Annotated in this window: 20 protein-coding genes; 15 read left to right on the top strand and 5 right to left on the bottom strand. The window is 60.5% G+C overall.

Annotation, left to right across the window (positions count from 1 at the left end):
* Window positions 1-30 precede the first annotated feature (30 nt).
* Window positions 31-1,218 carry a PLP-dependent transferase gene (locus tag LNV09_RS08380; protein WP_263556633.1) on the top strand — a complete coding sequence of 396 codons (1,188 nt, stop codon included), beginning with the start codon at window positions 31-33 and terminating at the stop codon, window positions 1,216-1,218.
* On the opposite strand, the gene smpB is transcribed toward LNV09_RS08380, so the two are convergent.
* Entirely contained in the window at window positions 1,215-1,742 is a 528-nt protein-coding gene (gene smpB / locus LNV09_RS08375; protein ID WP_263556632.1) for an SsrA-binding protein SmpB, read from the bottom strand. The genes LNV09_RS08380 and smpB overlap by 4 nt on opposite strands.
* Before the next feature lie 71 nt (window positions 1,743-1,813).
* Between smpB and LNV09_RS08370 the strand changes: the two genes are divergently transcribed.
* Both LNV09_RS08370 and LNV09_RS08365 read left to right on the top strand, forming a co-directional pair.
* Window positions 1,814-2,275, top strand: a complete 462-nt coding sequence (locus tag LNV09_RS08370; protein WP_263556631.1) for a type II toxin-antitoxin system RatA family toxin — start codon at window positions 1,814-1,816, stop codon at window positions 2,273-2,275.
* Window positions 2,262-2,612, top strand: coding sequence for an RnfH family protein (locus LNV09_RS08365; RefSeq protein ID WP_263556630.1), 351 nt, complete (start codon window positions 2,262-2,264; stop codon window positions 2,610-2,612). The genes LNV09_RS08370 and LNV09_RS08365 overlap by 14 nt, the downstream gene beginning before the upstream one ends.
* A gap of 23 nt (window positions 2,613-2,635) precedes the next feature.
* Here LNV09_RS08365 and LNV09_RS08360 read toward each other — a convergent pair whose 3' ends face one another.
* Window positions 2,636-3,169, bottom strand: a complete 534-nt coding sequence (locus LNV09_RS08360) for a DUF4124 domain-containing protein (protein ID WP_263556629.1) — start codon at window positions 3,167-3,169, stop codon at window positions 2,636-2,638.
* Between the two features lie 83 nt (window positions 3,170-3,252).
* Between LNV09_RS08360 and guaB the strand changes: the two genes are divergently transcribed.
* The 3 genes from guaB to guaA are packed head-to-tail and all read left to right on the top strand — an operon-like array spanning window position 3,253 to window position 7,684.
* Window positions 3,253-4,722, top strand: coding sequence for an IMP dehydrogenase (guaB, locus tag LNV09_RS08355; protein ID WP_263556628.1), 1,470 nt, complete (start codon window positions 3,253-3,255; stop codon window positions 4,720-4,722).
* Window positions 4,723-4,782: 60 nt separating this feature from the next.
* Window positions 4,783-6,042, top strand: a complete 1,260-nt coding sequence (locus LNV09_RS08350) for an MFS transporter (RefSeq protein ID WP_263556627.1) — start codon at window positions 4,783-4,785, stop codon at window positions 6,040-6,042.
* Window positions 6,043-6,079: 37 nt separating this feature from the next.
* Window positions 6,080-7,684, top strand: a complete 1,605-nt coding sequence (gene guaA, locus LNV09_RS08345; RefSeq protein WP_263556626.1) for a glutamine-hydrolyzing GMP synthase — start codon at window positions 6,080-6,082, stop codon at window positions 7,682-7,684.
* A gap of 84 nt (window positions 7,685-7,768) precedes the next feature.
* Here guaA and LNV09_RS08340 read toward each other — a convergent pair whose 3' ends face one another.
* Both LNV09_RS08340 and LNV09_RS08335 read right to left on the bottom strand, forming a co-directional pair.
* Complete coding sequence (locus tag LNV09_RS08340) at window positions 7,769-9,070, bottom strand: OmpP1/FadL family transporter (protein WP_263556625.1); 1,302 nt, start codon at window positions 9,068-9,070, stop codon at window positions 7,769-7,771.
* Window positions 9,071-9,150: 80 nt separating this feature from the next.
* Window positions 9,151-11,235 carry an alkyl/aryl-sulfatase gene (locus LNV09_RS08335; protein ID WP_263556624.1) on the bottom strand — a complete coding sequence of 695 codons (2,085 nt, stop codon included), beginning with the start codon at window positions 11,233-11,235 and terminating at the stop codon, window positions 9,151-9,153.
* Between the two features lie 338 nt (window positions 11,236-11,573).
* On the opposite strand from LNV09_RS08335, the gene LNV09_RS08330 reads away from it, so the two are divergent.
* The gene (locus LNV09_RS08330; RefSeq protein WP_263556623.1) at window positions 11,574-11,789 is read left to right on the top strand and encodes a hypothetical protein; all 216 of its coding nucleotides are present in this window, start codon (window positions 11,574-11,576) and stop codon (window positions 11,787-11,789) included.
* Window positions 11,790-11,901: 112 nt separating this feature from the next.
* Here the strand turns inward: LNV09_RS08330 and exaC are convergent, their stop codons facing one another.
* Window positions 11,902-13,422 (bottom strand): acetaldehyde dehydrogenase ExaC, encoded by a 1,521-nt coding sequence (exaC, locus tag LNV09_RS08325; protein ID WP_263556622.1) that lies wholly within the window; start codon window positions 13,420-13,422, stop codon window positions 11,902-11,904.
* Window positions 13,423-13,777: 355 nt separating this feature from the next.
* On the opposite strand from exaC, the gene LNV09_RS08320 reads away from it, so the two are divergent.
* From LNV09_RS08320 to LNV09_RS08285, 8 genes are all read left to right on the top strand, one after another.
* Window positions 13,778-15,769, top strand: a complete 1,992-nt coding sequence (locus LNV09_RS08320; protein ID WP_263556621.1) for a sigma-54-dependent Fis family transcriptional regulator — start codon at window positions 13,778-13,780, stop codon at window positions 15,767-15,769.
* A gap of 132 nt (window positions 15,770-15,901) precedes the next feature.
* Window positions 15,902-16,456, top strand: a complete 555-nt coding sequence (gene tadA / locus LNV09_RS08315; RefSeq protein ID WP_411969243.1) for a tRNA adenosine(34) deaminase TadA — start codon at window positions 15,902-15,904, stop codon at window positions 16,454-16,456.
* Window positions 16,453-17,412, top strand: coding sequence for an LD-carboxypeptidase (locus tag LNV09_RS08310; protein ID WP_263556619.1), 960 nt, complete (start codon window positions 16,453-16,455; stop codon window positions 17,410-17,412). The genes tadA and LNV09_RS08310 overlap by 4 nt, the downstream gene beginning before the upstream one ends.
* 346 nt (window positions 17,413-17,758) lie before the next feature.
* Window positions 17,759-20,572 (top strand): TonB-dependent receptor plug domain-containing protein, encoded by a 2,814-nt coding sequence (locus LNV09_RS08305; RefSeq protein ID WP_263556618.1) that lies wholly within the window; start codon window positions 17,759-17,761, stop codon window positions 20,570-20,572.
* Window positions 20,573-20,728: 156 nt separating this feature from the next.
* Complete coding sequence (locus LNV09_RS08300) at window positions 20,729-20,977, top strand: hypothetical protein (RefSeq protein WP_263556617.1); 249 nt, start codon at window positions 20,729-20,731, stop codon at window positions 20,975-20,977.
* Between the two features lie 605 nt (window positions 20,978-21,582).
* Entirely contained in the window at window positions 21,583-22,281 is a 699-nt protein-coding gene (locus LNV09_RS08295; RefSeq protein WP_263556616.1) for an ABC transporter substrate-binding protein, read from the top strand.
* 92 nt (window positions 22,282-22,373) lie between these two features.
* Window positions 22,374-23,216, top strand: a complete 843-nt coding sequence (locus LNV09_RS08290; protein WP_263556615.1) for a MotA/TolQ/ExbB proton channel family protein — start codon at window positions 22,374-22,376, stop codon at window positions 23,214-23,216.
* Window positions 23,217-23,255: 39 nt separating this feature from the next.
* Window positions 23,256-23,684, top strand: coding sequence for an ExbD/TolR family protein (locus LNV09_RS08285; RefSeq protein ID WP_263556614.1), 429 nt, complete (start codon window positions 23,256-23,258; stop codon window positions 23,682-23,684).
* Window positions 23,685-23,694: the final 10 nt, after the last annotated feature.

Here is a 23,694-nt window from a genome sequence, read left to right as displayed (position 1 = left end):
CGTTTTCTTTTTCCTGGTCGGAGTATTCACTTGAGCAAACGCGCCATCTCCACGGATCAAATCCACCACCCTTACCATGCTCCCGAGGGCTGGAATGCGTTCCCGCCCGGCGTCTTCAAAGCGTCCACGGTGCTGTTCAAGAACACCGCTGACCTGCATCAATACCGCCCGCGCGACGGCCTCAGCTACCGCTACGGGCTGCATGGCACGCCGACCAGCTATACCCTGGCGGCCCGCATCGCCAGCCTGGAGAGTGCCAAGCATTGCTTGTTGGTGCCCAGCGGCTTGGCGGCGGTGACCTTGGTCAGCCTGGGCTTGCTGCGGCCCGGCGATGAGGTGCTGGTGCCCGATAACGTCTATGGACAAAACCGCTATTTGAGCGAGTCCTGGTTGCCGCAGTTCGGCATCACGCACAAGTTCTATGACCCGCTCGATGCGGCGGGGTTCAAGACGCTGTTGACGCCGCAGACCAAGCTGGTCTGGCTGGAGGCGGCCGGCTCGATCACGCTGGAGTTCCCCGATTTGCTGGGACTGTTGGCCGCTTGCAAAGCGCGTGGCGGCGTTATCACCGCCTTGGACAACACCTGGGGATCAGGCGTCGCCTTCAATCCTTTTGAGATCGTGCCCGGTGTGGGGGTGGATATCTCCATGCAGGCGTTGACCAAGTATGCGTCGGGTGGTGCTGATGTACTGATGGGTTCGGTCTGTACGCGCGATTTGGACCTGCATGAGCGGCTCAATCATGCTCATGAACATCTGGGTTATGGGCTCGGCCAGAACGATGTGGAAATGGTTCTGCGTGGACTGCCTACGCTGGAGTTGCGCTACCGCGCGCAAGACGCCACCACGCGCGCGCTGGCCGCCTGGATGCAGACCCAGCCGCAAGTGGCGCAGGTCTTGCACCCGGCGCTGCCGGGCTCGCCAGGCCATGCCCATTGGTTGCAGGCCAGTTCGGCCGGCGCGGCCTGTTTGTTCTCCGCCGTGTTCAAGCCCCAGTACAGCGCGCGTCAGGTCGACGCCTTTGTCGATGCGCTGGCGCTGTTCGGCATCGGTTATTCATGGGCCGGGCCGATGAGCTTGGCGGTGCCCTCTGACATGAGCCGCAGCCGCAGCTTGGCTCGAAGCTTTGCTGATGGCGTGATCGTGCGTTTTGCGATCGGCCTGGAGGCTGAAGCCGATTTGCGTGCCGACTTGGCGCAGGCGCTGGCTATTCTTTAGTCTCGGGATGGGGCTTTGGCGGCGTGACGCATCAGCTGCCCCTTCTCCTTTTCCCAGTCGCGTTTTTTCTCGGTGTTGCGCTTGTCATGTTCGGCCTTGCCCTTGGCCAGGCCGATCTCGACCTTGACGTAGCTGCCCTTGAAGTGCAGGTTGAGCGGCACCAGGGTGAAACCTTTTTGCTCGATCTTTCCAATCAGGCGACGGATGTCTTCGCCTTTGAGCAAGAGCTTTTTGATGCGATCGGCCAGCGGGCTGATATGGGTGGAGGCATTGCGCAGCGGGTTGATGCGGCAACCGATCAAATACATCTCGCCGCCCTTGATCATCACGTAGCCGTCGGTCAGCTGAACCTGGCCAGCGCGGATGGACTTGACCTCCCAGCCCTCCAGCACGATGCCGGCCTCATGCCGCTCTTCGATGAAGTAGTCATAGCGGGCGCGGCGGTTCTCGGCGATCGGGGCGCTGGATACAGCCGGCTTTGCTTTGGCTGGTGGTCTGAAGGACGAGTTGGAAGCAGTGGACATGGGCTCTTGTTTTCGGGTGCCGTTGGCGGCGCTGTGTTGAGGCGGCTGCGCCAATACAATCCCTGCATTGTATGAAGCATGTTAAAAAATCCGTTCTGCTCTGGTACTCGCCGCGCGAGATGTATGACTTGGTCGTCGGCATTGAGCGCTATCCCGAGTTCTTGCCATGGTGCGAGCGTGCTGAGTTGCTGGAGCAGCAGGACGACGCCGTCACCGCGCGCCTGTCGCTGGCCTATGCTGGCGTGCGCCACGCCTTCACCACCCGCAACAGCCATGAAACCGATCGGCGCGTCAGCATGCGCTTGGTCGATGGCCCTTTTTCAATGCTGGACGGTGACTGGCGCTTTGTGCCCCTGGCCAAGCCGGGCGGCAACGCTGAAACCGAGCTCGCCTGCAAGATCGAGTTCGAGTTGCGCTATGCCTTCTCCAGTGTGGCGCTGGAGGCGGTGGTCAGTCCGGTGTTCGATCGGGTGGCCAATACCTTTGTGGAAAGATTTGTCCAACGCGCCGAGGCGGTTTATGGGCCACGCTGAAGCTGCTGCACCAGCGATTCAGGTCGAACTGGTCTGGAGTCCCTGTGCGGGTGATGTTAGGCGTTTGGAACTGCGGGTGGCCGAAGGCGCGACGATAGAGCAGGCGCTGCGGGCTTGCCCTGAATTTGCTGATCAGCTGCCGCGCTTAGGCACAATGAAAATCGGTGTTTGGGGGCGTTTGATGCCCTTGAGTACAGCCCTGCGCGAACGGGATCGGATCGAGATTTACCGGTCTCTGACGGTGGACCCGAAAGAATCGCGGCGACTGCGCTTTCGCAAGTCGCCCGAACGGGTCGCTTCTCGGCACCGCCCGCTGGGCGGCAAGATCGGGCTCTAGCGGGCTCGGGCTGCGCCGATCGGTCAGCGGCGGCACTCGCTGTCAATGACGCTTCGGGTGCGCGCTATTTCGTCGGCACGCTGACGCTCATCGATGACGATCGGTTCACCCTTGTCGTTGTTGCGCGTCAGCCGCACGCCGTCTTGCAGCAGCTTCATGTTTTCCTGGGCGCGCAGGCAGTTGTCGCGGCGTTGCTCGACCAGCCTTGCTTCGTTTTCCTTGCGGAGTTTTTGCGCGTCCTTGTCTTGCTGCTTCTCGCGAGCCTGGCGTTCCAATTCAGCCTTGTTCGGCGTGCTTGCGGCCTGGGTTGGGGCGCTTGCGGCGCTGGCGCTGCTGCCGTAAGGCACGATGACGATGCGCTCTTGCTGTTGGTTTTTGGGTCGCTGCAGAATGTCTTTCTCAGCCGTGCCCTGGGGTGGCGGTAAGTCGCTGAACTGCAGCTTGCCTGCAGCGTCACGCCATTTCCATTGTGCTTGCGCGGGAGACGCGATGCAAAGCAGCAACAGGCCAAGCAGGCCAATGCGTTTGAGGTCGAGAGTAGCGAGTAGATTTGGCATATTTTGAGTGTAGCCTTGGCCACCCAAAGTTGGGGGCCTTGCGCGCCTCCGTATAATGCCGCTTTGCGTCTGGAGCTTCCCCTATGCGCCTACTCGGCAAAGCGCTCACCTTCGATGATGTTCTCTTGGTGCCAGCGTTCTCGCAAGTCTTGCCTCGCGACACCAGTTTAGCCACTCGGCTGTCCCGCAATATCCGCCTCAACCTGCCCCTGGTGTCAGCCGCCATGGACACGGTCACCGAAGCGCGTTTGGCCATCGCCATCGCGCAAGAGGGCGGTATCGGTATTGTTCACAAGAATCTGACTGCGGCGCAGCAAGCGATCGAAGTCGCTCGCGTCAAGCGCTATGAGTCGGGCATCGTGCTCGAGCCCTTCACGATCACGCCCAGCACCACGGTGCGCGAAGTGATCGAGCTGCAGCGCTTGCACGGTGTGTCGGGCTTCCCGGTGCTGGACGGCAAAAAAGTCGTCGGCATCGTCACCGGCCGCGATGTGCGTTTCGAAACGCGCATGGATCTGGCCGTCAGCCAGATGATGACGCCGGCCGACAAACTGATCACTGTCAAGGAAGGCGCTTCGCTGGAAGAAGCCAAGGCTTTGATGCACAAGCACAAGCTGGAGCGCGTGGTCGTCATCAATGAGGCCTTTGAGTTGCGCGGCCTGATGACGGTCAAAGACATCACCAAGCAAACCAGCTTCCCGCTCGCGGCGCGTGATTCGCATGGCAAGCTGCGCGTCGGTGCTGCGGTCGGCTTTGGTGATGACACCGAAGAGCGCGTGACGCTGCTGGTCAAGGCCGGCGTGGACGCCTTGATCGTGGACACCGCCCATGGCCACAGCGCCGGCGTGCTCGAGCGCGTGCGCTGGGTCAAGGACAAATTCCCCGGCGTCGACGTGATCGGCGGCAATATCGCCACCGCAGCGGCTGCCTTGGCGCTGGTGGAGGCGGGCGCCGATGGCGTCAAGGTCGGTATCGGCCCAGGTTCCATCTGCACCACCCGCATCGTGGCCGGTGTTGGCGTGCCGCAGATCACCGCGATCGACAACGTCGCCACTGCTCTGCGCGGCACCGGCGTGCCGGTGATTGCCGACGGCGGCGTGCGCTTCTCGGGCGATCTGGCCAAGGCGATTGCCGCCGGCGCCGACTGCGTGATGATGGGCGGCGCTTTTGCCGGCACCGAAGAGGCGCCCGGTGACCTGATCTTGTATCAGGGCCGCAGCTACAAAAGCTACCGCGGCATGGGCTCGATGGGCGCGATGGCCAAGGGTTCGGCCGACCGCTACTTCCAGGACACCTCGGCCAACAACCCCAACACCTCCAAGCTGGTGCCCGAGGGCATCGAAGGCCAGGTGCCATACAAGGGCTCGGTGGTACAGGTGATCTTCCAGATGGCCGGTGGCCTGAAGGCGTCCATGCATTACTGCGGCTGCGCGACCATCGAAGACATGCAGAACAAGGGCGAGTTCGTCGAGATCACCTCGGCGGGCATGCGCGAAAGCCATGTCCACGATGTGCAGATCACCAAAGAGTCGCCGAACTACCGAAGCGAGTAGTCGGCAGGAAGAAAGGGGCCTCGGCCCCTTTTTCACATTGAGCAGCAGCAAGGATTTCGATTGAGCGAACGAGCGACAGAGCCAAGCCAGGGGGCCAAGATCAGATCGGCCGGCATGGGTTTCATCATGGTGGCGGTGTTGATCGACATGATCTCGATCGGCCTGATCATCCCGGTCTTGCCGCCGCTGGTGGGCAGCTTTACCAATTCGGCCGCCAATCACACGCTGGCCTATCTGATGGTGGCCTTCGCCTTTGGCTTCGCCAACTTCATCGGCTCGCCAATTCTTGGGGCCTTGTCCGACCGCTTTGGCCGCCGGCCGGTGATGCTGATTGGCTTTTGCGGCCTGGCACTGAGCTTTTTCGTCACTGCAATGGCCACCGCCTTGTGGATGTTGGTGGCGGTGCGCCTGGTCAGCGGCGCGATGCAGGCGAATGCCTCGGTCGCCAATGCCTATGTGGCCGACATCAGCGCACCGGACGAGCGTGCCAAGCGCTTCGGCATGCTGGGCGCGGCCTTCGGCATGGGTTTCATCCTCGGCCCGGTGATGGGCGGCATTCTGGGTGATATCGACCTGCACCTGCCGTTTTACGTGGCCGGTACGCTGGCACTGATCAACTGGTGCTATGGCTTCTTCGTCCTGCCCGAATCGTTAAAGATCGAGAACCGCCGGCCCTTCACTTGGCAGCGCGCCAATCCAATCAATTCGCTGAAGAAGTTGAGCAGCTTGAAGGGCGTCGGTCCTTTGGTGTTCGTAATTGGCTTGTCGGGTTTAGCTCAGATGGTTTTGCAGTCCAGCTGGGTGCTCTACACACATTTCAAATTCGGTTGGGGTCCCAAGGAAAACGGCTGGTCGCTGTTCGCAGTGGGCGTGATGTCGGTGCTGGTGCAGGGCTTTTTGTTACCGCATCTGCTGAAGATTTTCACGCCGCAGCGCTTGGTCGTGCTGGGTTTGCTGTCCAGCGCCGTGACGAATTTTGTCTGGGGCGCCTCGACAGCGGGCTGGATGATGTACGCCATCATCGGCTTCAACCTCTTGGGCTTTGCCGTCAGCGCCGCGATGCAAAGCCTGATCTCGAATGCCGCCGACGCCTCGACCCAGGGCGAAACGATGGGCGCCGTGTCCTCGCTGAACAGCATCATGGCCGTATTGGCGCCTGCGGTTGGGCCGGGCCTGATTTATTTCGTTGCCGACTTGCCCAAGGGCGACTGGCGTATCGGCGCGCCGTTCTATTTTTGCGCCGCCTTGCAGGCGCTGTCGCTGCTGTTCGCCTGGCGGCATTTCGCCCGCACGCGGTCTGCGGCGCCGGCGGCGGCTTGAATACAAGTTTTAAAAAGATTGAAGAAGAGAGAACGCTATGCATGACAAAGTCCTGATCCTCGATTTCGGCTCCCAAGTCACCCAGCTGATCGCCCGCCGGGTGCGCGAGGCGGCGGTGTTCTGCGAGATTCACCCCAATGATGTGTCGGACGAGTTCATCCGTGAATTCGCACCCAAGGCCATCATCTTGTCAGGCAGCCATGCCTCGACCTATGAAGACCATGAGTTGCGCGCGCCGCAGGCAGTCTGGGACCTGGGCGTGCCGGTCTTGGGTATTTGCTACGGCATGTTCACCATGGCCGTGCAACTCGGCGGCAAGGTCGAGGCCAGTGATCACCGCGAATTCGGCTATGCCGAGGTGCGTGCCCATGGCCATACCCGGTTGCTTGACGGCATCCAGGACCACGCCACGCTGGAAGGCCACGGCATGCTCAAGGTCTGGATGAGCCATGGCGACAAGGTCACCGTGATGCCGCCCGGCTTCAAACTGATGGCCGAAACGCCGAGCTGCCCGATTGCCGGCATGGCGAACGAAGAAAAAGGCTATTACGCGGTGCAGTTCCACCCCGAGGTGACGCACACGGTCAAGGGCCAGGAGCTGCTGACGCGCTTTGTGCGCGAGATCGCCGGCTGCAAGGGCGACTGGATCATGGGCGACTACATCGAAGAAGCCGTCGCCAAGATCCGCGAGCAGGTCGGTGATGAAGAAGTCATCCTGGGTCTGTCCGGTGGGGTTGATTCCTCGGTCGCTGCGGCGCTGATCCACCGCGCCATCGGCGATCAGCTGACCTGCGTGTTTGTCGATCATGGCCTTCTGCGCTTGAACGAGGGCGCGATGGTGATGGAGATGTTCGCTGGCAAGCTGCATGCCAAGGTCGTGCATGTGCAGGCCGAAGCGCAGTTCCTCGGTCATCTGGCGGGCGTCACTGACCCCGAGCAAAAGCGCAAGATCATCGGCCGCGAGTTCGTCGAGGTCTTCAAGGCCGAGGCGGCCAAGCTCAAGGCCGGCAATGACAAGTTGCAGGGCGCTAAATGGTTAGCTCAAGGCACCATCTACCCGGATGTGGTGGAGAGCGGCGGTACCAAGACCAAGAAGGCGATCACCATCAAGAGCCACCACAATGTCGGCGGCTTGCCCGAGCAATTGGGCTTGAAGCTGCTGGAGCCGCTGCGCGAGTTGTTCAAGGACGAGGTGCGCGCCCTGGGCGTGGCGCTGGGTCTGCCGGCCGATATGGTGTATCGCCACCCCTTCCCAGGCCCGGGCCTGGGTGTGCGCATTCTCGGCGAGGTCAAGCAGCAATATGCTGATCTGCTGCGCCGGGCGGACGCGATCTTCATCGAAGAGTTGCGTGGCTGGAAGGATGAGGCCACCGGCAAGAACTGGTATGAGCTGACCAGCCAGGCCTTCACCGTCTTCTTGCCGGTCAAGAGCGTGGGCGTGATGGGCGACGGCCGCACCTATGACTACGTGGTGGCGCTGCGTGCGGTGCAAACCAGCGACTTCATGACGGCCGACTGGGCCGAGTTGCCCTATGGTCTGCTGAAGAAAGTGTCGGGTCGCATCATCAACGAGGTGCGCGGCATCAACCGGGTCACTTACGACGTGTCGAGCAAGCCGCCGGCGACGATCGAGTGGGAATGAGTTGAGCCATTGGCCAACTGACTGATTTGCCGAACTACTGAAAGCCGCCCAGCATCGCTGAGCGGCTTTTTTCATGTCGGTTGATCAAGACTTCCAGTTGAAATTCATCGCCAGGAAGATGAAGTTGACCTTCTTGTATTCGCCGACCACGCTGCCGCGTCCACCCAAAACGACGGGCACCGCGCTCTGGGCATTGCTGCGCAAAGTGCCTTGCGGCGTGTACTCCAGGCTCCAACCCCAGTTGAAGCTGCTGGATTCTTCCTTTTGGCCGCCGACACCGAAGCGCCAAGTGGCATTGACTGGCAGCGCCAAAGCAATCTGGCCATTCCTCTGAAAACCCGAGTCATAGCCGATCCCGGCATTCAGCAGCCAAGCATTTGACCATTTGTACTGCGTGCCGACCGACAGATGCCAGGTGTCCCTGAAGGGCAGCTGTGTCGACAGTCCGACGGGGTTGTTGGAGTCGATGCCGATTTCGGCCTCGCCAAATTTCGACCATTGCTGCCAACCGACGCTGCCCAGCAGCGCCCAGTCCCCTGCGATTTGCTGGTAGGTGCTGGCCATCAGCCCTTGCGGCACTGTCACGCCGAGATCGACTTGCGTGTCCAGCAAGCCTCGGGCGTTGAGCAGCGCTCGCACGCCGGGCGCCAAGTCGCTCCACTGCGCTTGCGCCTTGAAGTTGAGCTTGACCGGCGAGGTATAGGTCAGACCGAAGCGTCGGCCGGCATCGACTTCGTACATCAGCCCCAAGTTGGCGCCTGCGCCCCAGCTATTGTCTTTGAGGGTCAGGCTGGCGTCGCTGCCGATGATGTTGTTGATGGCCACTTTGTTGTCCAACATGCCGTACATCAGGTTCAGGCTGGCTCCGAGAGACAGCTTGTCGTTGATGCGGGTGGCCACCGAGGGCAGCAGCGAGACGCCCAGCAGCTTGCCTTCTTGGACGCGGTAGCGGCCCACCCAGCCGTCCTCAAACTTGGTGGCCGAGCCAAAGTTGCCTGTCACGCCGAAGCCGAGTTTCAAATCCTGTGACAAGCTGTGCGTGTAGAACGCACCGCCGCCCGGAAACCAGCCGACCGGGTTGCCGCCGCTCTTGTTGCCCAGCGCGGCGGAGGTGCCGTCACCGATCGAAAAACCCACATCGCCGTGCAGTACTTGCGCGCCCAGCGTGGCTTGATTGCCGCTCAGTCGCGTCATGCCGGCCGGGTTGGTCAGCACGGTGGATGCGTCTTGCGCGCGAGCCGCATAGCCCGCAGCGGCCAGGCCGACGTCGGCTGTGCCGACCTCGTACAAAAGGATGCCGCCGGCTTGAATAGCCGGGCTCAAAGAGAAGAGGGCGGCAGCGACGGCCGTCGCCAACAAGGTCTGTTGAAAGTTGTTGTTAGCCATGGCGGCGTTCTCCAAAATGATAAGCGCCGGGAAGCAGCCGCAGCCGCCATCCCGGCGCTCAAAGAGGTGTTAAACCGAGATCAATCGCTGTCCAACTGGTCGGGCAAGGCAAAGGCCGGCAGGCCCTGGCTAGCCGCCTTGGGCTTAGATCCCGGAATGATCTCGAAGCTTGGCGAGAACGAGACCATCAAGCTGCGCAGCTGATCAAAAGGCTTGCGCTCGCCTTCGAATTTGGCCTTGCCTGCCTTGAGCAAGTCATCGAAGGAGCTCAGGCCCATCATCACGCGGTTGAGCTCGCTGCGATTCAGCGTGATCGTCAGATCGGCGTTCTTGGCTTGCTGGCCTTTGATATTGGTCAGCGTGGCATTGCTCAACTCGATCAGGTACTTCTCGCCGTTGTCGGGCGTGATGAGGTTGATAGCGAAACGCATGCCGTCGGCCTTCTTGGGGTCCATGCTGATGCCCAGGAAGTCCAGCCACATCTCGGTCGACATGGCGCGCACCACGTCGGGGCCGGTGCTCTTTTGCGGCGTGCCGCCGGGCAGGCCGTTGCGCAGCTCATAAGCGCCCTGCAAATAGCTGTTGCGCACGCTGGTGCTTTCGCCTTGATAGCCGAGTTGCTCATAAACGCTGGCCAGCAAATCACGCGCCGGCTGGTTCTGATGCTCGGCGAACACCAGCTTGTTCAAAATCTCCGACGCTTCCAGATACTTGCCCTTGGCCATCAGTTGCTTGCCCTTGGCGATGATCTTGGCCGAGCCGCCCATCATCTCGACGTAGAGCGGCGCCGAATCTTGCGGCGACAGCGGATGCAGATTGACCGGGTTGCCGTCATAGAAGCCCAAGAAGCGGTTGATCACGGCACGCGCGTTGTTCTGCGAATCACCGTGGTAGCTGCGCGCCGACCATTGCTGCTGCAAGCTCTTGGGCACTTCGTAGACGTTGTGGATCTCGTTGATCGTCACGCCCTTGTTGGCATAGTGCAGCGCCTGGTTGTTCAGGTTGGCGTAGGCATCGCGCTGCGAGCGCAGCACCTCTTGCACGCGAGCGTTGCCGAAGCGCGGCCAGCTGTGCGAGGCGAACATCACCTCGGCTTCTTGACCGAACTGCCATAGCGCCACATTGATCTGCTTGGACCAGTTCAGCGCATTGCGCACCGGAGCGCCGCGCAGCGTGTAGATATTGTGGATGGTGCCGGTGACATTCTCGGCCGCCCAGAAGGCCTTGAACTGCGGGAAGTAGGTGTTCATCTCGACCGGGGCTTCGGTGTCCGGCGTGTTCTGGAACACCATCTTGACGCCGTCCAGCGTCAGCTCCTCGATGTCTTTGTTGATCAGCAGATTCGGCGCAATCAGTCCGGTATTGCCGTTAGCGACGTTCTTGCCGATGGCTTGATCGACGTGGCCATGCGGGTCGCGTGGCAACAGGATCGCGTATTGCCACTGCGTGCGGCGCGACATCGCGTTGCCGGCCAGCACGTTCTCTTCGATCGCGGCCTGCATAAAGCCTACCGGTGCGATCACCTTGACCTTGCCGCTGGCCACATCGGCCTCGTCAACAACGCCGCGCACACCGCCGAAATGGTCCACATGCGAGTGCGAGTAGACGACGCCGACGACCGGGCGTTTACCCAGCTTGTCGTTGATGAACTCTAAAGCGGCCCGGGCGGTTTCTTTGGCCGTCAGCGGGTCAAAAATAATCCAGCCGCTGTCGCCCTTGATGAAGCTGATATTGGCCAGGTCGAAACCGCGCACTTGGTAGATCTTGCCCGGCACCACCTCAAAGAGGCCGTAGCTCATATTCAGCACCGCTTGGCGCTGCAGCGAGGGGTGGATGCTCTGAAAGTCTTTGCCTTGTAGCAGCCACTGATAACTGCCCATATCCCAGGCGACTTGGCCGGCATCGGCCATGATCTGCTTGTAGGCAGGCTCGGCGATGAAGCCCTTGTTTGCTTCATCGTAATCACGTTTATCACTGAAGGGCAGGGAAGCGGTGATGCCACGGCGCAGCTCCAGCGTGAAGGTCGACGGCGGGCTGCCCTTGGGGTCGAAATGCTTGACCTGCGCAGGTGGCATGCCGACCGATGCGCCCTTGGCTTGGTTGGTTTGTGCCTGTACGCTGACTGCAGCCGTTAGCCCGACGCAAGCCGCAGTGATCAGTGCCACATGTGAGGCTTGTATGGAAAGCTGTATTTTGGATTTTTTCACTCTATGCTCCTGCGACACCAGCAAGCCCCGGAGTAGGGCTATAACTGTTCAAATCGGCGCAGAGTTTTAGCCTTTGGTGGACCTTTGTCAAATGAATCCTGGGCACATCAGCCTGACATTTGATCTTTGGCAAGTTCGCTGGATTTTGTTGTCGATCAATCCTGGCCCTGCGCTGCTAAGGGTAGGCAATTGGCTGTTGCGAAGTGGCGTCCCAGCTCGCTTGCTTGCTTCTTGTGCTGAGGCACAATCAGGCCGTCTTGGACCCAGCCAGCCTCTCGATCGACGAGCGGAAAATCATGCGCGCAGCACTCAGCATCCTCGGATTGGTCATCGTGTTCGCCATCGTGCTGACGCAGATGAAAAAGCAAGCGGTCTCATTGACCAAGGTCGGCGTGGCAGCCTCCGCAGCCAGCGGCAGCGGAGTGGCCCAAAATGTGCCCGACGCCTTGCGCCAGCAGTTGCAGGATGCCGCGCAGCAAGCTGCCAAGGCGGCGTCCGAGGCAATGCCCTGAGGCAAATCCCCGAGGCCAATGCGTCCAGGGCTTTGGCCTCACGTCACTGAGGCGGCCAAGTGCAGGCGGCAAGAAGCACCGCCCTTGTCGCTTTTGCTCAGATCACCTGTCTTCAGAAGAAGCCCAGCGCATCGGGCGAGTAGCTGACCAGCAGGTTCTTGGTCTGCTGGTAATGGTCCAGCATGGCCTTGTGGGTCTCGCGGCCGATGCCGGATTCCTTGTAGCCGCCAAACGCCGCATGCGCCGGGTAGGCGTGGTAGCAATTGGTCCAGACCCGACCGGCCTGTATGGCGCGGCCCATGCGATAGGCGCGGCTGCCGTCGCGCGTCCACACACCCGCACCCAGGCCGTAAGGCGTGTCATTGGCGATCTGCAGGGCCTCTGCTTCGTCCTTGAAGGTGGCCACGGCCAGCACCGGGCCGAAGATCTCTTCGCGGAACACGCGCATATTGTTATTGCCTTTGAACAGCGTCGGCTCGATGTAATAGCCGCCGGCCAACTCACCCTCCAGCTGCTTGCGGCTGCCGCCGATCAGCAGTTGCGCACCTTCTTGCTTGCCCACTTCCAGATAGGACATGATCTTGTCCATCTGCAGTGACGAGGCCTGCGCACCCATCATGGTGTCGGTGTCCAGCGGGCTGCCTTGCTTGATTGCGGCGACGCGCTTGAGTGCGCGCTCCATGAAGCGGTCGTAGATGGGTTCCTGGATCAGCGCGCGGCTCGGGCAGGTGCAGACTTCGCCCTGATTAAAGGCGAACAGCACCAGGCCTTCGATCGCTTTGTCGAGGAATGCATCGTCCTTGGCCATCACATCGTCGAAGAAGACATTCGGGCTCTTGCCGCCCAGCTCCAGCGTGGCGGGGATCAGATTGGTCGCCGCGGCCTGCGCGATCACGCGGCCGGTGGCGGTAGAGCCGGTGAAGGCGATCTTGGCGATGCGCTTGCTGGTAGCCAAGGGCATGCCGGCTTCGCGGCCATAGCCGTTGACGATATTGAGCACGCCCGGCGGCAGCAGGTCGGCGATCAGCTCGGCCAGCACCAGGATGCTGATCGGCGTCGACTCGGCCGGCTTGAGCACCACGCAGTTGCCCGCACCCAGGGCCGGCGCCAGCTTCCAGGCCGCCATCAGAATGGGGAAGTTCCAGGGAATGATCTGGCCGACCACGCCCAGCGGCTCGTGAAAGTGGTAGGCCACGGTGTGATCATCGATCTGGCTTAAAGCGCCTTCTTGCGCACGCAAGCAACCAGCGAAGTAACGGAAATGGTCAGCGGCCAGCGGGATGTCGGCATTGAGCGTTTCGCGGATCGGCTTGCCGTTGTCCACCGTCTCGGCGTAGGCCAGCAACTCCAGATTGGCGTCGATGCGGTCAGCGATCTTGAGCAGGACGTTGGCGCGCGTGGCGGCATTGGTGGCCGCCCACTGGGCGGTGGCGGCATGGGCGGCGTCCAAAGCCAGCTCGATGTCCTCGGCGCTGGAGCGGGCGGCGCGGGTGTAGACCTGGCCGCTGATTGGCGTGATCACGTCAAAGTACTCGCCCTTCACCGGCGGCACAAAGCGCCCGCCGATGAAGTTGTCGTACTGGGCCTTGAAGGCGAGTTTGGCGCCTGGGGTATTGGGGCTGGCGTAAAGCATGTCGGTCTCCGGTTTGGTTTGAATGAGGTCAAGAGCCTCTGGCTAGGCTTGAGCAGAAGGCGTGCCAGCCACTCGGTTTGAGCCGAAAGCATGCTGTTTAGGGCCGTCAAGGCGGCTGCAAGGCGGCGGTCAGGCCTGGCACTGACACTGGGCGGTGACTCACCGCTGGGCAGACCTGTCACGAAACGGTACAGCGCCTGTACCGATAGTCAGCAATTGCCTCTATTTGGTTGAATCGCTTGGCAGCGAAGCTTGAACTGCTATGGTTGGCGCAGCGCCGTAGCAAAGGCTGGGCGCTGCAAGCAGCGCCTGAAGAGCTCGAACCAATAGCGAGCCGGACAAGGAGACAAGAATCATGACGATGTATGCACCGCCGCGTCTGAATACGCCGCCGAGTCGCCTGCGCCTGGCGCGCCGGCAGTTGCTGGAAACCGGCGAGCTGGCCACTGGCCTGCTGGAAGCGCGGCTGCAGCAGAGCTGGCAGCGCAGCCGTCAGCACGGCCTGGTGCCCGAAGGGCGCGCCAGCGGCGTGCCGCATGCCTCTGCCGCGCAGCTGGCGCGGGCCCTCGAGCAGCGCCGCACTTTATTGGCGCAGGCCCGGCCGGTGATGGAGTTTGTGGCCGAGCAGGTGCGTGCCAGCGACAGCCTGGTCATCTTGGCCGACCCGCAGGGCATGCTCCTGCACGCCCTGGGCGACGACGGTTTTGCGGATAAGGCGGCACGGGTGGCGCTGCGTCCCGGCGCGGTTTGGCTGGAACAATGGCGCGGCACGAATGCCATCGGCACGGCTTTGGCCGATGGTCAGGCCGTGGTGATCAACGGTGCCGAACATTATCTGCAGCGCAATGCTTTTTTGACCTGCGCCGCTGCCCCGATTGCCGATGCCAACGGCGCGCTCTTGGGCGTGATCGATATCTCCGGCGACAGGCGCAACCATCATCCTCACACGCTGGGCCTGGCACGGTCGGCTGCACGCTTGATCGAGCACCAGCTGTTTGAGGCGCGGCATGGCGCTGGCCTGGTTCTGCGCCTGCATGGGCGGCCCGAGGGACTATGCAGTGTGACCGAAGGCTTGGCGGCTTTGTCGGAAGAGGGCGTGATCATCGGCGCCAATCCGATGGGCCTGGAACTGTTGGGGCTGTCCAGCTCGGCGCTGGGCCGCTGCACGCTGGAGCAGGCCCTGGGCCTGACTTTGCGCAGCCTGCTGGCCGGCAGCCCTGAATTGGGCGTGCGCCCGGCCGGTCTGCCCTGGCAGCTGCGCGGCGTGTCTGGAAGCCTGCTGTGGTGCAGGCTAGACGGCGCGCGCAGCCGCGCACCGGCGCCGGCACAGGTGATGGCGCCCGCGTCATTGCAGCTGACCAGCACCCCGCCCGTGCCCGTGGCGGCGCCTCAGAATGATGCGCTTGCTCGCCTAGATAGCGGCGACGCGACCATGCGCAACTTGATCGCCAGGGCCCGGCGCGTGATCGGCAAACCAATTGCCCTGCTTCTGCAAGGTGAGTCGGGCGTGGGTAAGGAGTTGCTGGCCCGCGCTTGCCATCTCAGTGGACCGCGCCGAGCCGGCGCTTTTGTGGCCATCAATTGCGCGGCCATGCCCGAGAGCTTGATCGAGGCCGAGTTGTTTGGCTACCGCCCCGGCGCATTCACCGGCGCCAGCCGGGACGGCGCAGCGGGATTGCTGCGCCAAGCCGACGGCGGCACTTTGTTCCTGGACGAAATTGGCGATATGCCGCTGGCGATGCAGGCACGCCTGCTGCGGGTCTTGCAGGAGCGCCAGGTTGTGCCTCTTGGGGGCGGCGCACCCTTGCCGGTGGACTTTGCGCTGATCTGCGCGACGCATCGTTGCTTGCCGGTCGAAGTGGAGGCGCAGCGCTTTCGAGAGGACTTGTACTACCGCCTCAACGGTCTGAGCTTGCAACTGCCGCCGCTGCGACAGCGCACAGACTTCTCGGCCCTGGTGCAAGCCTTGTTGATCGAGGCGGCTCCCGGGCGCTGCGTCAGCCTGCATCCCGAACTGCACAGGGCGCTGTCCGCTTACCGCTGGCCGGGCAACCTGCGACAGTTGGCGAATGTGTTGCGCACCTGTTGCGCTTTGCTGGATGAGCACGAGGACTGCATAGACTGGGCCCATTTGCCGGACGATATGGCCGCAGCGTTGGCGCCCTCGCGGCCCTTACCGGAAAGGGTGCGTGAGGAAGGCAGAATGACCGAAGATTTGCGCCAATCGTCGGCGCGTTGCATCCAGCAAGCCTTGGGCCTGGCCCAGGGCAATCGATCGGAGGCGGCTCGACGCCTGGGTATCAGCCGCAACACGCTCTACCGCAAGCTGAGGGAAGTCGGGTCTTGAAGAAGGGCGCTTGCTAAACTGCAGCCGCCCACTATGACAGCAGCCCCCTTTCCTCCACAGCCACCCGCCGTCCAGTCGCTCAGCGCTGCGGGCGATGAATTCGCAATTCGAAGTGCAGCCGATGAATACGCAATGCGCATCGCGCTCGACCAAGCGCAAAACGCCTGGCTGGCCGGCGAGGTGCCGGTCGGCGCCGTCGTGATGCGCGCCGGCCAAGTGATCGCCACCGGCTACAACCGCCCCATCACCACGCATGACCCGACCGCGCATGCCGAGATTGTGGCGCTGCGCCATGCCGCCAGCTTGTTGGGTAACTACCGTCTGCCGGAATGCGAGTTATTCGTGACGCTGGAGCCTTGCGCGATGTGCGCGATGGCGATGCTGCATGCGCGCATCAAGCGGGTGGTGTTCGCCGCGACCGACCCCAAGACCGGCGTGGCCGGCTCGGTGCTCAATCTGTTCGAGCAGCCGCAACTCAATCACCACACCTGTATCCAGGGCGGCGTGTTGGCCGACGCTTCGGCGCAACTATTGCGGGAGTTCTTTGCCCAAAGGCGCGAGGCTGCGCGCGAGCGCCGGGCCGCCATGCGGGCCTTGGCTCAAGCGCCTTTTGATCCCATTCCCACCGGCGACGCAACGCATCTCGATGTGCTGCCGGATTTCACTTCTACGGACAAGCCCCAATGAGCAATTCACTGACCCTCTACACCCCGGCCGGCGTGCTGGACAAGGCCCAGCCGATCAAGCGCGCCGCCAAACGCCTGGCCAAGCTCGGCTTCGAGGTGAGCATTGACGGGTCCGCATTCGACAAGCACCAGCGCTTTGGTGGCGACGATGACACCCGCCTCGCCGCCATCCACCGCGTCGCGGCTGCGGCGCCCAGCGTCGCGCTGGCCACCCGGGGCGGCTATGGCCTGACCCGTTTGCTGGACCGCATCGATTGGAAACTGCTGGCCAAGAGTGTGGAGTTGGGCACTCGCTGGGTCGGGCAGAGCGATCTGACTGCCTTGCAGCTCGGCCTGTTGACGCATGCCAAGGCGCAAAGCTGGGCCGGCCCGCTGGGGGTGGATTTCGGCCGCCCGGACAAAGACGGCGGCGTTGACGATGTCACGCAGGACTGCTTCACCGAGGCGATGAACGGCCAGCTCGAGGCGGTGGGTTTCAGGACCGAAAAAGGCTTGGACGGTCTGTGCCTGCGCGGACAGCTCTGGGGCGGCAATCTGTGCATGGTGAATTCAATGCTGGGTACCGCGCATTTCCCGCGCATCAAGGGCGGCGTGTTGTTCCTGGAAGACATCAACGAGCACCCCTACCGGGTCGAGCGCAGCCTTTTGCAGCTGGCGCAAGCGGGCGTGTTGGACGCGCAAAAAGCCATCGTGCTGGGAGACTTTGGCGGCTGGCGTGCCTCGCCGCTGGACCGGGGCTATGACCTGAAGTCGGCCATCTCTGCGGTGCGCGCCATCACCAAGACGCCGATCCTGACCGGCCTGCCTTTCGGCCATGTCGACACCAAGGTCTGCCTGCCCGTCGGCGCCAAGGTCGATTTGGTGGTGCAAGGGCGTAATGTGCTGCTGGGCTGGCAGAACGATCCGCTGCTCAAGCATGAGCACGGAAATGCTGATGGGCATACCCATCAGCATTGAGGCGACTTGGATTGAGTGCAGCGCTTGCCGTTTGCGCTTGGTTTAGCCGCCACAAGCTCTGCACGATATTCGGCATTGTCAAATTGGTTATCGTCGCGCCAAGGCAACATTGAATTCGTTTAGCGCGCTGAATTCAAGGGGTTAACCCTCGTTATTTTGAGTGAAATCAGGCTTTGAGGGGCCTCTTAGGGACATCACGGGGGTGCATTGGCGTTCAGCGGCAGGACACTCAAACGACAAAATGCAGGGCTGGTGAACACGCTCCCACAAGGTGTCTGGCCCGCGAGTTGCATTTTCTATGTACCTATCCATACACCCCCTTGGTTTTTCTATGACGGAGTTCACAATGTTCCAAAGAAAACGCATCAATATAGCGGTCTTGACGGTCCTGGGCAGCGCTCTGGCCGGCGGGGCTCAGGCCCAAACCGAAGCCCCGCAGAAAATTGAACGAGTCGAAGTCACTGGCTCCTCGTTTGTGAAGCGAATCGATGCTGAATCCGGTTTGCCGATGACAGTCATCAGCAGGGCAGAAATTGCCCGTACCGGCGTGACATCCGCTCAGGATCTGGTCAATTTGATCCCGGCCAACTTTGGTGGTGGCGTTGTCGCCAACAATGTGGGTGCGACAGGCGGTGCTTCGACGGCCAACTTGCGCGCACTCGGCTCCAAGTACACCCTGGTGTTGCTCAACGGTCGGCGTGTCGCCAATTTTGCGTTCGGTAACAGCCCGGTTGACCTGAACTCCATTCCCTTGTCAGCGGTCGAGCGCGTTGAAGTGTTGCGGGACGGCGCTTCGGCAATTTACGGCGCTGATGCCGTGGCAGGCGTGATCAACTTCATCTTGAAGAAGGACTATCAAGGTGCCGAGGTCAGCGCTGGTCAAACGAGCTCAGACCAGGGCGGCGGCAACACGTCGAACATCAACTTTGTCGGTGGCTTCGGCGATCTGAACAAGGACAAGTTCAACGTGATGCTGAGTGCGAGTCGTGAAGATACGACCGCCCTGAAAGCGACCCAGCGCGATTTCGCGAATACGGCCGTACGGCCCGATTTGGGCCTGGACAAGTCGTCCCCTCGCAACGGTGTTCCCAACCTGAATTTCACCGATACCTTGGGGAACTCCTACCGCGGCGTGAATCCCTATAGTTATAAAGGGTGCGATAGCGCTGAATTTGCGTTGACTGTTCGTCCCGGCACGGCTTGCGGGACTGATTATGTGAAGTTCATCGATTTGATTCCTGAGCAGACGCGCTCAAACTTCGTTGCGCGTGGCGTGTATCAGCCCAATCTTGACAATCAGATCTATGCCGAGGCGATGCATACGAGTGATAAGGTCACCTCGGTCTATTCACCGTCCCCGTATACCAAGACCATGACCTATCCGGCCACGGGTCGGTTCTACCCCAAGAGCATTACCCTGCCCAAGGGTATGACCCTCGCAAAGGGCTATGTCATGCCGAATGGCTCGGTGCTGGCGGCTGATACGGTGCTGGCGGCGGACATGGCTGTGACGCCTCAGGGCGATATGGGGGGGACATGGCGCACGGTCGCGGGTGGCGGTCGATCCGACATTACTGAGACCGAAAATGACCGCTACGTTTTGGGTGCCAAGGGTTTGATGTTCGGATGGGATTACGACACGGCCTTCACTTACTCGCGTAACAAGGGCGAAATCAGTTACGGCCCGGGCAAATTCAGCTACGCCAAGCTGACGCCGCTGTTGGCGTCAGGTGAAGTCAACGTTTTTGGTAGTCAAGATGCCAAGAGCCTTGCGGCGTTGAACAGCGCCTTGATTCTCGGTACGCAGCAGACGGCTGAGTCGATTTCTAAAGAAGTCGATTTCAAGATTTCGCGCGAAATCTATCAAATGACTCATGGCGCCGTCGGCTTGGCTTTTGGCGCCTCGTATCGCGATGAATCATTGGCGCAGGTGTCCTTCCCGATTCTGGCCAGCGGTGACGAAGTCGGCGGATCAGGCCCGATCCCGAGCGTGACCGGTGACCGCAAGGTTTATGGTCTCTACAGTGAGATCGTTGTGCCGGTCCTCAAAGAGTTGGAGCTCAATTTCGCAGGCCGTTACGACAACTACAAGAACGGCTTTGGTACGGGCTTCAATAACTTCAGTCCAAAGGCCAGCTTCCGCTACCAGCCTGGCAAGGAAATGTTGTTCCGTGGCTCGATTGCGCAAGGCTTCCGTGCCCCGACTTTGTATGAAAACCTTCGTCCATTGACGACCGGTAACAATACAAACGGTAACTTCAGCGATCCAATCCGCTGCCCGAACGGCGTGGCGATCAAAGATACGGTGAACCCGGTCGATGCAGACACCGAGTGCAATGTGCAAATGCCAACTGGCACTTCAGGTTATGCCAATCTGAAGCCAGAAAAATCCACGCAGTTCTCGCTCGGCATGGCGTTCACCTTGAGTGATAACTTGAACACCACGTTTGATTACTGGAATGTGGACATCAAGGATCCGATCGTGACCAAGTCGGAGCAGCAAGTGTTTGGCGATCCGGCCAAGTACCTGGACTACTACTACCGCTATGACCCAAAGAAGGACCCAGATCAGGCCAATCCGATCAAAGGCAGTTCCAACAAGGACTTCCCGCTGGCCTATGCTTACTTGCCGATTGAAAATACGGCCAAGACCTATGCCTCTGGTTTGGACGTTAGCGCGCAGTACCGTTTCAAGACGGCTGAGCTGGGTCTTTTTGGCGCATCGATCGACGGTACTTACTTCCTGACGCACGGCTATCAGTACACCGGATTGGCCAAGGTCAGCGATTTGGGCAAGTACAAAGACTTTGGTCCCGCACCGAAGTGGCGTCATGCCCTGAGCTTCACTTGGCTGAAAGGTCCGTTCGCCGTCTCCCTGACGAACAATTACACGATGGGCTACGAGGACTTTACTGATCCACTTGCGATCGGTCCTGATTACCCGCTGGTGCGCAATGTCTCCAACTATTCAACCTGGGATACTCAGTTCAACCTGCGTCCTACCAAGTCCCTGGAGTTCACGGCTGGTATCAAGAACTTGCTCAACCAAGACCCGCCAGTCTCGCGGACCACGCAGGGCTTCCAGACCGGCTATGACGCCACGTTTGCAAACCCAATCGGTCGCCAGTACTACGGCCGGGTGAAGTACAGCTTCTTCTGATCTGATATCTAAGATCTAGTTTGCACGTCATAGGAGGGGGCCCAGTTTGGGCTCCCTTCTTTTTGGGGATTGAATCTTCAGCTAGCGTGGGCCAACATCAAGGGCACCAAGCGCCAGTTAGTCATTCATCGAAAGAATTTTTCAAGGGAGAGGTCAATGAACCGAAGAACTGTGAAGTTACTTTTCTGGGCTGCTGCGGCTGTGTCGCTATTGCCAGCATGCAGTAGTGTGGAATCGGTTGATTCAAAGCCGAGCTTCAATACCTCACTGGAGGATAGGCCGGAAGTTGCTACAGGCAGCAATCTTGTGAGGCGCGACAAAAATGCGATGAGCAGCAATGTGCGTCAGGCCGATAAGGATGGGCTTGAAATCAGGCGAGCGCCGGTGAATACAGGGGGTGGTTGATTGAGTGGTGGTGCAAAGACGATTTCTTGACCTTCGACATCGCAAATCCTCCAGGATGGCGGCATGCCGATAGGGCTTGTTTGCGATGGGCAACAGAAGGTTTGATCGGTACTCGCATGTGTTGTCGGCGCCGCCTATGAGATATAGCCAAAGCAAAGGGTTGAGGACCAGCTGGCTGGGTGTCGTGGTACCGAAGGCGACTAGGGCGCCTTTGTAATTTAAAGTGACAAATTGGTGAAAACCCTAGGTCGACTGCAGCGCACGCCAAGTCTGATACCAGTAAAATACCAACTGCTCAAGCGGGCTGAAACTGCCTGGTAACTTTGGGTGCAGCGCCGAGCCGCCTCGGGTAATCCCCATGATCGAGTGGCTTTGGAACTCGTTTATGATCCGGGGCGCTGAAGATTTGGGCTCTTGCTGCAAGCTGCAAGTAAGGTCTTTTGCTTTCGGCGAGGCCCGTGGTCCAAAGCTGACGGGCATTTTTTTTGAAGTGGCAATCGGTTGACTTGCCTTGTTCTGGTGGTCTTGCTGTGATGGTGTGGCCGCTGCGGCGAGCAAGTAGATGAGCGCCTCAGGTTCGAGACGGGCACTGCGCAGGGCGGAATTTGCTCTCGCGTCTTGATGGAAGAATTTCGCAGTCTTATGAAGGAGCGCGCATGAACTTTGCGCAGGAGAAGAACGGCTCGTCACGTTTCATGGGTTTCGGCATTGTGGTCCTGATCCACGTGTTGCTCGTGTGGGCGATCGCCAGTGGTTTGGCACGTAAGGCGGTTGAAGCCGTCACGGGCCCGATCGAGACCAAGGTGATTGAAGAGAAGGTCAAGCCGCCAGAAGAGATCAAGAAGATCGAGCTGCCGCCGCCTGATCTGAAAGCACCGCCGCCGCCATTTATTCCGCCGCCTGAGTTTCAGGTGACGGCACCGGCACCGCCAGCGCCTGCGATTGCGTCAACTCAGGTTGCGCCACCGCAGCAGCAGGTGCAGGCCGCCAAGCCACCCGTGGCAGCAGCGCCACCGGCACCTCCGCCAGTGCGCACCGGTCCGGTCAAGGCTGGTATGGTCTGCACCAAGATGGGCAAGCCAGAAGTGCCGTCGGTGAACTGGAGTGGCGAGGCCTTGTTCAGGGTCGTGGCAACAGTCAAGTCGGGACGTGTCTCCGGCATCGAGGTGCAAAGCCTGCGCGCCGGTGTCGATCGCAAGGCTCAGCGAGCGCTGGTTGCGGCGATCGAAGAAACGCTGCGCGACACCTACGAATGTCCAGGTGATCACGTGTTCGAACAAGAGTTCCAATTCAAGATCGAATAAGAACTCGCTAAGTCCTCATCTACGGGGCTGGAATATCCTCTGGCCTTGTTTCTCTCTTTTTTGTTTCGATTTCATCCGCAGGAGCTGACTCCATGATCTCTCGTATTTCCGGCCTGTTCGCCGCCATCGCTTTTGCCGCGGCAATCGCTGTTTCCCCTGTCCACGCTCAAGAAGCCAAGCCTGCTGATGCAGCTTCGGCGGTGGTTGAAGGCGCTGCAGCTGATGCAGCTGCTCCTGCTCCTGTCGCTGCCGCTGCGGCCAAGCCGGTTGACAATCCATACGGCCTGAAAGCCATGTTGGAGCACGGTGACTTCGTCTCCAAAGGCGTGCTGGCTTTGCTGGTCATCATGTCCATGGGCAGCTGGTACATCCTGATCACCAAGCTGTGGGATTCGCATAAGCTGTCGGCCGAAGCCAAGAGCGTGCGCACCAACTTCTTCAAGAAGGCTTCTTTGGCCGAAGGCATCAAGGGCCTGAGCGAAGGCAGTGCCTTCCGCTTCATCGCCGCTTCGGCGATTGAGGCTTCCGAGCATCACGAAGGTGCATTGACTGAAAACATCGACCACAGCACATGGGTGACGATGAATGTTGAGCGCTCGGTGAGCGAAGTCAACAGCCGCGTCCAAGGTGGCCTGGGCTTCCTGGCTACCGTCGGTTCGACCTCGCCGTTCATCGGTTTGTTCGGCACGGTGTGGGGCATTTTGCAAGCGCTGACCGCCATCGGCGTTGCCGGCCAAGCATCGATCGACAAGGTTGCCGGCCCAGTGGGTGAAGCGCTGTTGATGACCGCCTTCGGTCTGGCAGTGGCTGTGCCTGCAGTGTTGGGTTACAACTGGATGGTGAACCGCAACAAGGAAGTCATGGGCCAGATCCGTGCTTTCGCCGCTGACGTGCACGGCGTGCTGATGGGCAACCGTCAAGTCACCAAGCGTTAATTCTCGCGTTCAAGCAAACCTCAGCGCGGAGAAGACAATATGAGCATGAATGTCGGATCCTCTTCCGGCGAAGACGAAGTGGTTTCGACCATCAACACCACGCCCCTCGTGGACGTGATGTTGGTGCTCTTGATCATCTTCCTCATCACCATTCCAGCGGTTATCAACGCGGTCAAGGTCAAGCTGCCCAGCGAAACCAATATCGCGCGGGTCACGAAGCCGGAGAATATTGATATCTCGGTGACCAAGGATGGCGAAATCTACTGGAACACCACCCCAGTCAATGACACCGACGAGCTGGTCAAGCGTTTGGGCAAGGTTTCGGTCTTGAACCCTCAGCCTGAACTTCATGTCCGCGGTGACAGCGGTGCGCGTTACGAGTCGGTCGGCCGTGTGGTTTACGCCGCTCAGCGCGCTGGCATCATGAAAGTCAGCTTTGTCACGCAGCCACCTGAGCGTGGCGGCTGATTGAAGGGAT

Source organism: Paucibacter sp. B2R-40, assembly GCF_025717555.1.
Lineage (GTDB): Bacteria > Pseudomonadota > Gammaproteobacteria > Burkholderiales > Burkholderiaceae_C > Paucibacter_A.
Note: the sequence above shows the minus strand (reverse complement) of the source record. Positions and strands in the feature narration are given on the sequence as shown.

Coding starts and splice junctions, on each gene's coding strand:
- LNV09_RS08360 (WP_263556629.1), bottom strand. CDS start 3,169: ATGCCAAATCTACTCGCTACTCTCGACCTCAAACGCATTGGCCTGCTT.
- LNV09_RS08310 (WP_263556619.1), top strand. CDS start 16,453: ATGAGCAATTCACTGACCCTCTACACCCCGGCCGGCGTGCTGGACAAG.
- tadA (WP_411969243.1), top strand. CDS start 15,902: ATGCGCATCGCGCTCGACCAAGCGCAAAACGCCTGGCTGGCCGGCGAG.
- LNV09_RS08370 (WP_263556631.1), top strand. CDS start 1,814: ATGAAGCATGTTAAAAAATCCGTTCTGCTCTGGTACTCGCCGCGCGAG.
- smpB (WP_263556632.1), bottom strand. CDS start 1,742: ATGTCCACTGCTTCCAACTCGTCCTTCAGACCACCAGCCAAAGCAAAG.
- guaB (WP_263556628.1), top strand. CDS start 3,253: ATGCGCCTACTCGGCAAAGCGCTCACCTTCGATGATGTTCTCTTGGTG.
- LNV09_RS08365 (WP_263556630.1), top strand. CDS start 2,262: ATGGGCCACGCTGAAGCTGCTGCACCAGCGATTCAGGTCGAACTGGTC.
- LNV09_RS08340 (WP_263556625.1), bottom strand. CDS start 9,070: ATGGCTAACAACAACTTTCAACAGACCTTGTTGGCGACGGCCGTCGCT.
- LNV09_RS08305 (WP_263556618.1), top strand. CDS start 17,759: ATGTTCCAAAGAAAACGCATCAATATAGCGGTCTTGACGGTCCTGGGC.
- LNV09_RS08290 (WP_263556615.1), top strand. CDS start 22,374: ATGATCTCTCGTATTTCCGGCCTGTTCGCCGCCATCGCTTTTGCCGCG.
- exaC (WP_263556622.1), bottom strand. CDS start 13,422: ATGCTTTACGCCAGCCCCAATACCCCAGGCGCCAAACTCGCCTTCAAG.
- LNV09_RS08300 (WP_263556617.1), top strand. CDS start 20,729: ATGAACCGAAGAACTGTGAAGTTACTTTTCTGGGCTGCTGCGGCTGTG.
- LNV09_RS08330 (WP_263556623.1), top strand. CDS start 11,574: ATGCGCGCAGCACTCAGCATCCTCGGATTGGTCATCGTGTTCGCCATC.
- guaA (WP_263556626.1), top strand. CDS start 6,080: ATGCATGACAAAGTCCTGATCCTCGATTTCGGCTCCCAAGTCACCCAG.
- LNV09_RS08320 (WP_263556621.1), top strand. CDS start 13,778: ATGACGATGTATGCACCGCCGCGTCTGAATACGCCGCCGAGTCGCCTG.
- LNV09_RS08285 (WP_263556614.1), top strand. CDS start 23,256: ATGAGCATGAATGTCGGATCCTCTTCCGGCGAAGACGAAGTGGTTTCG.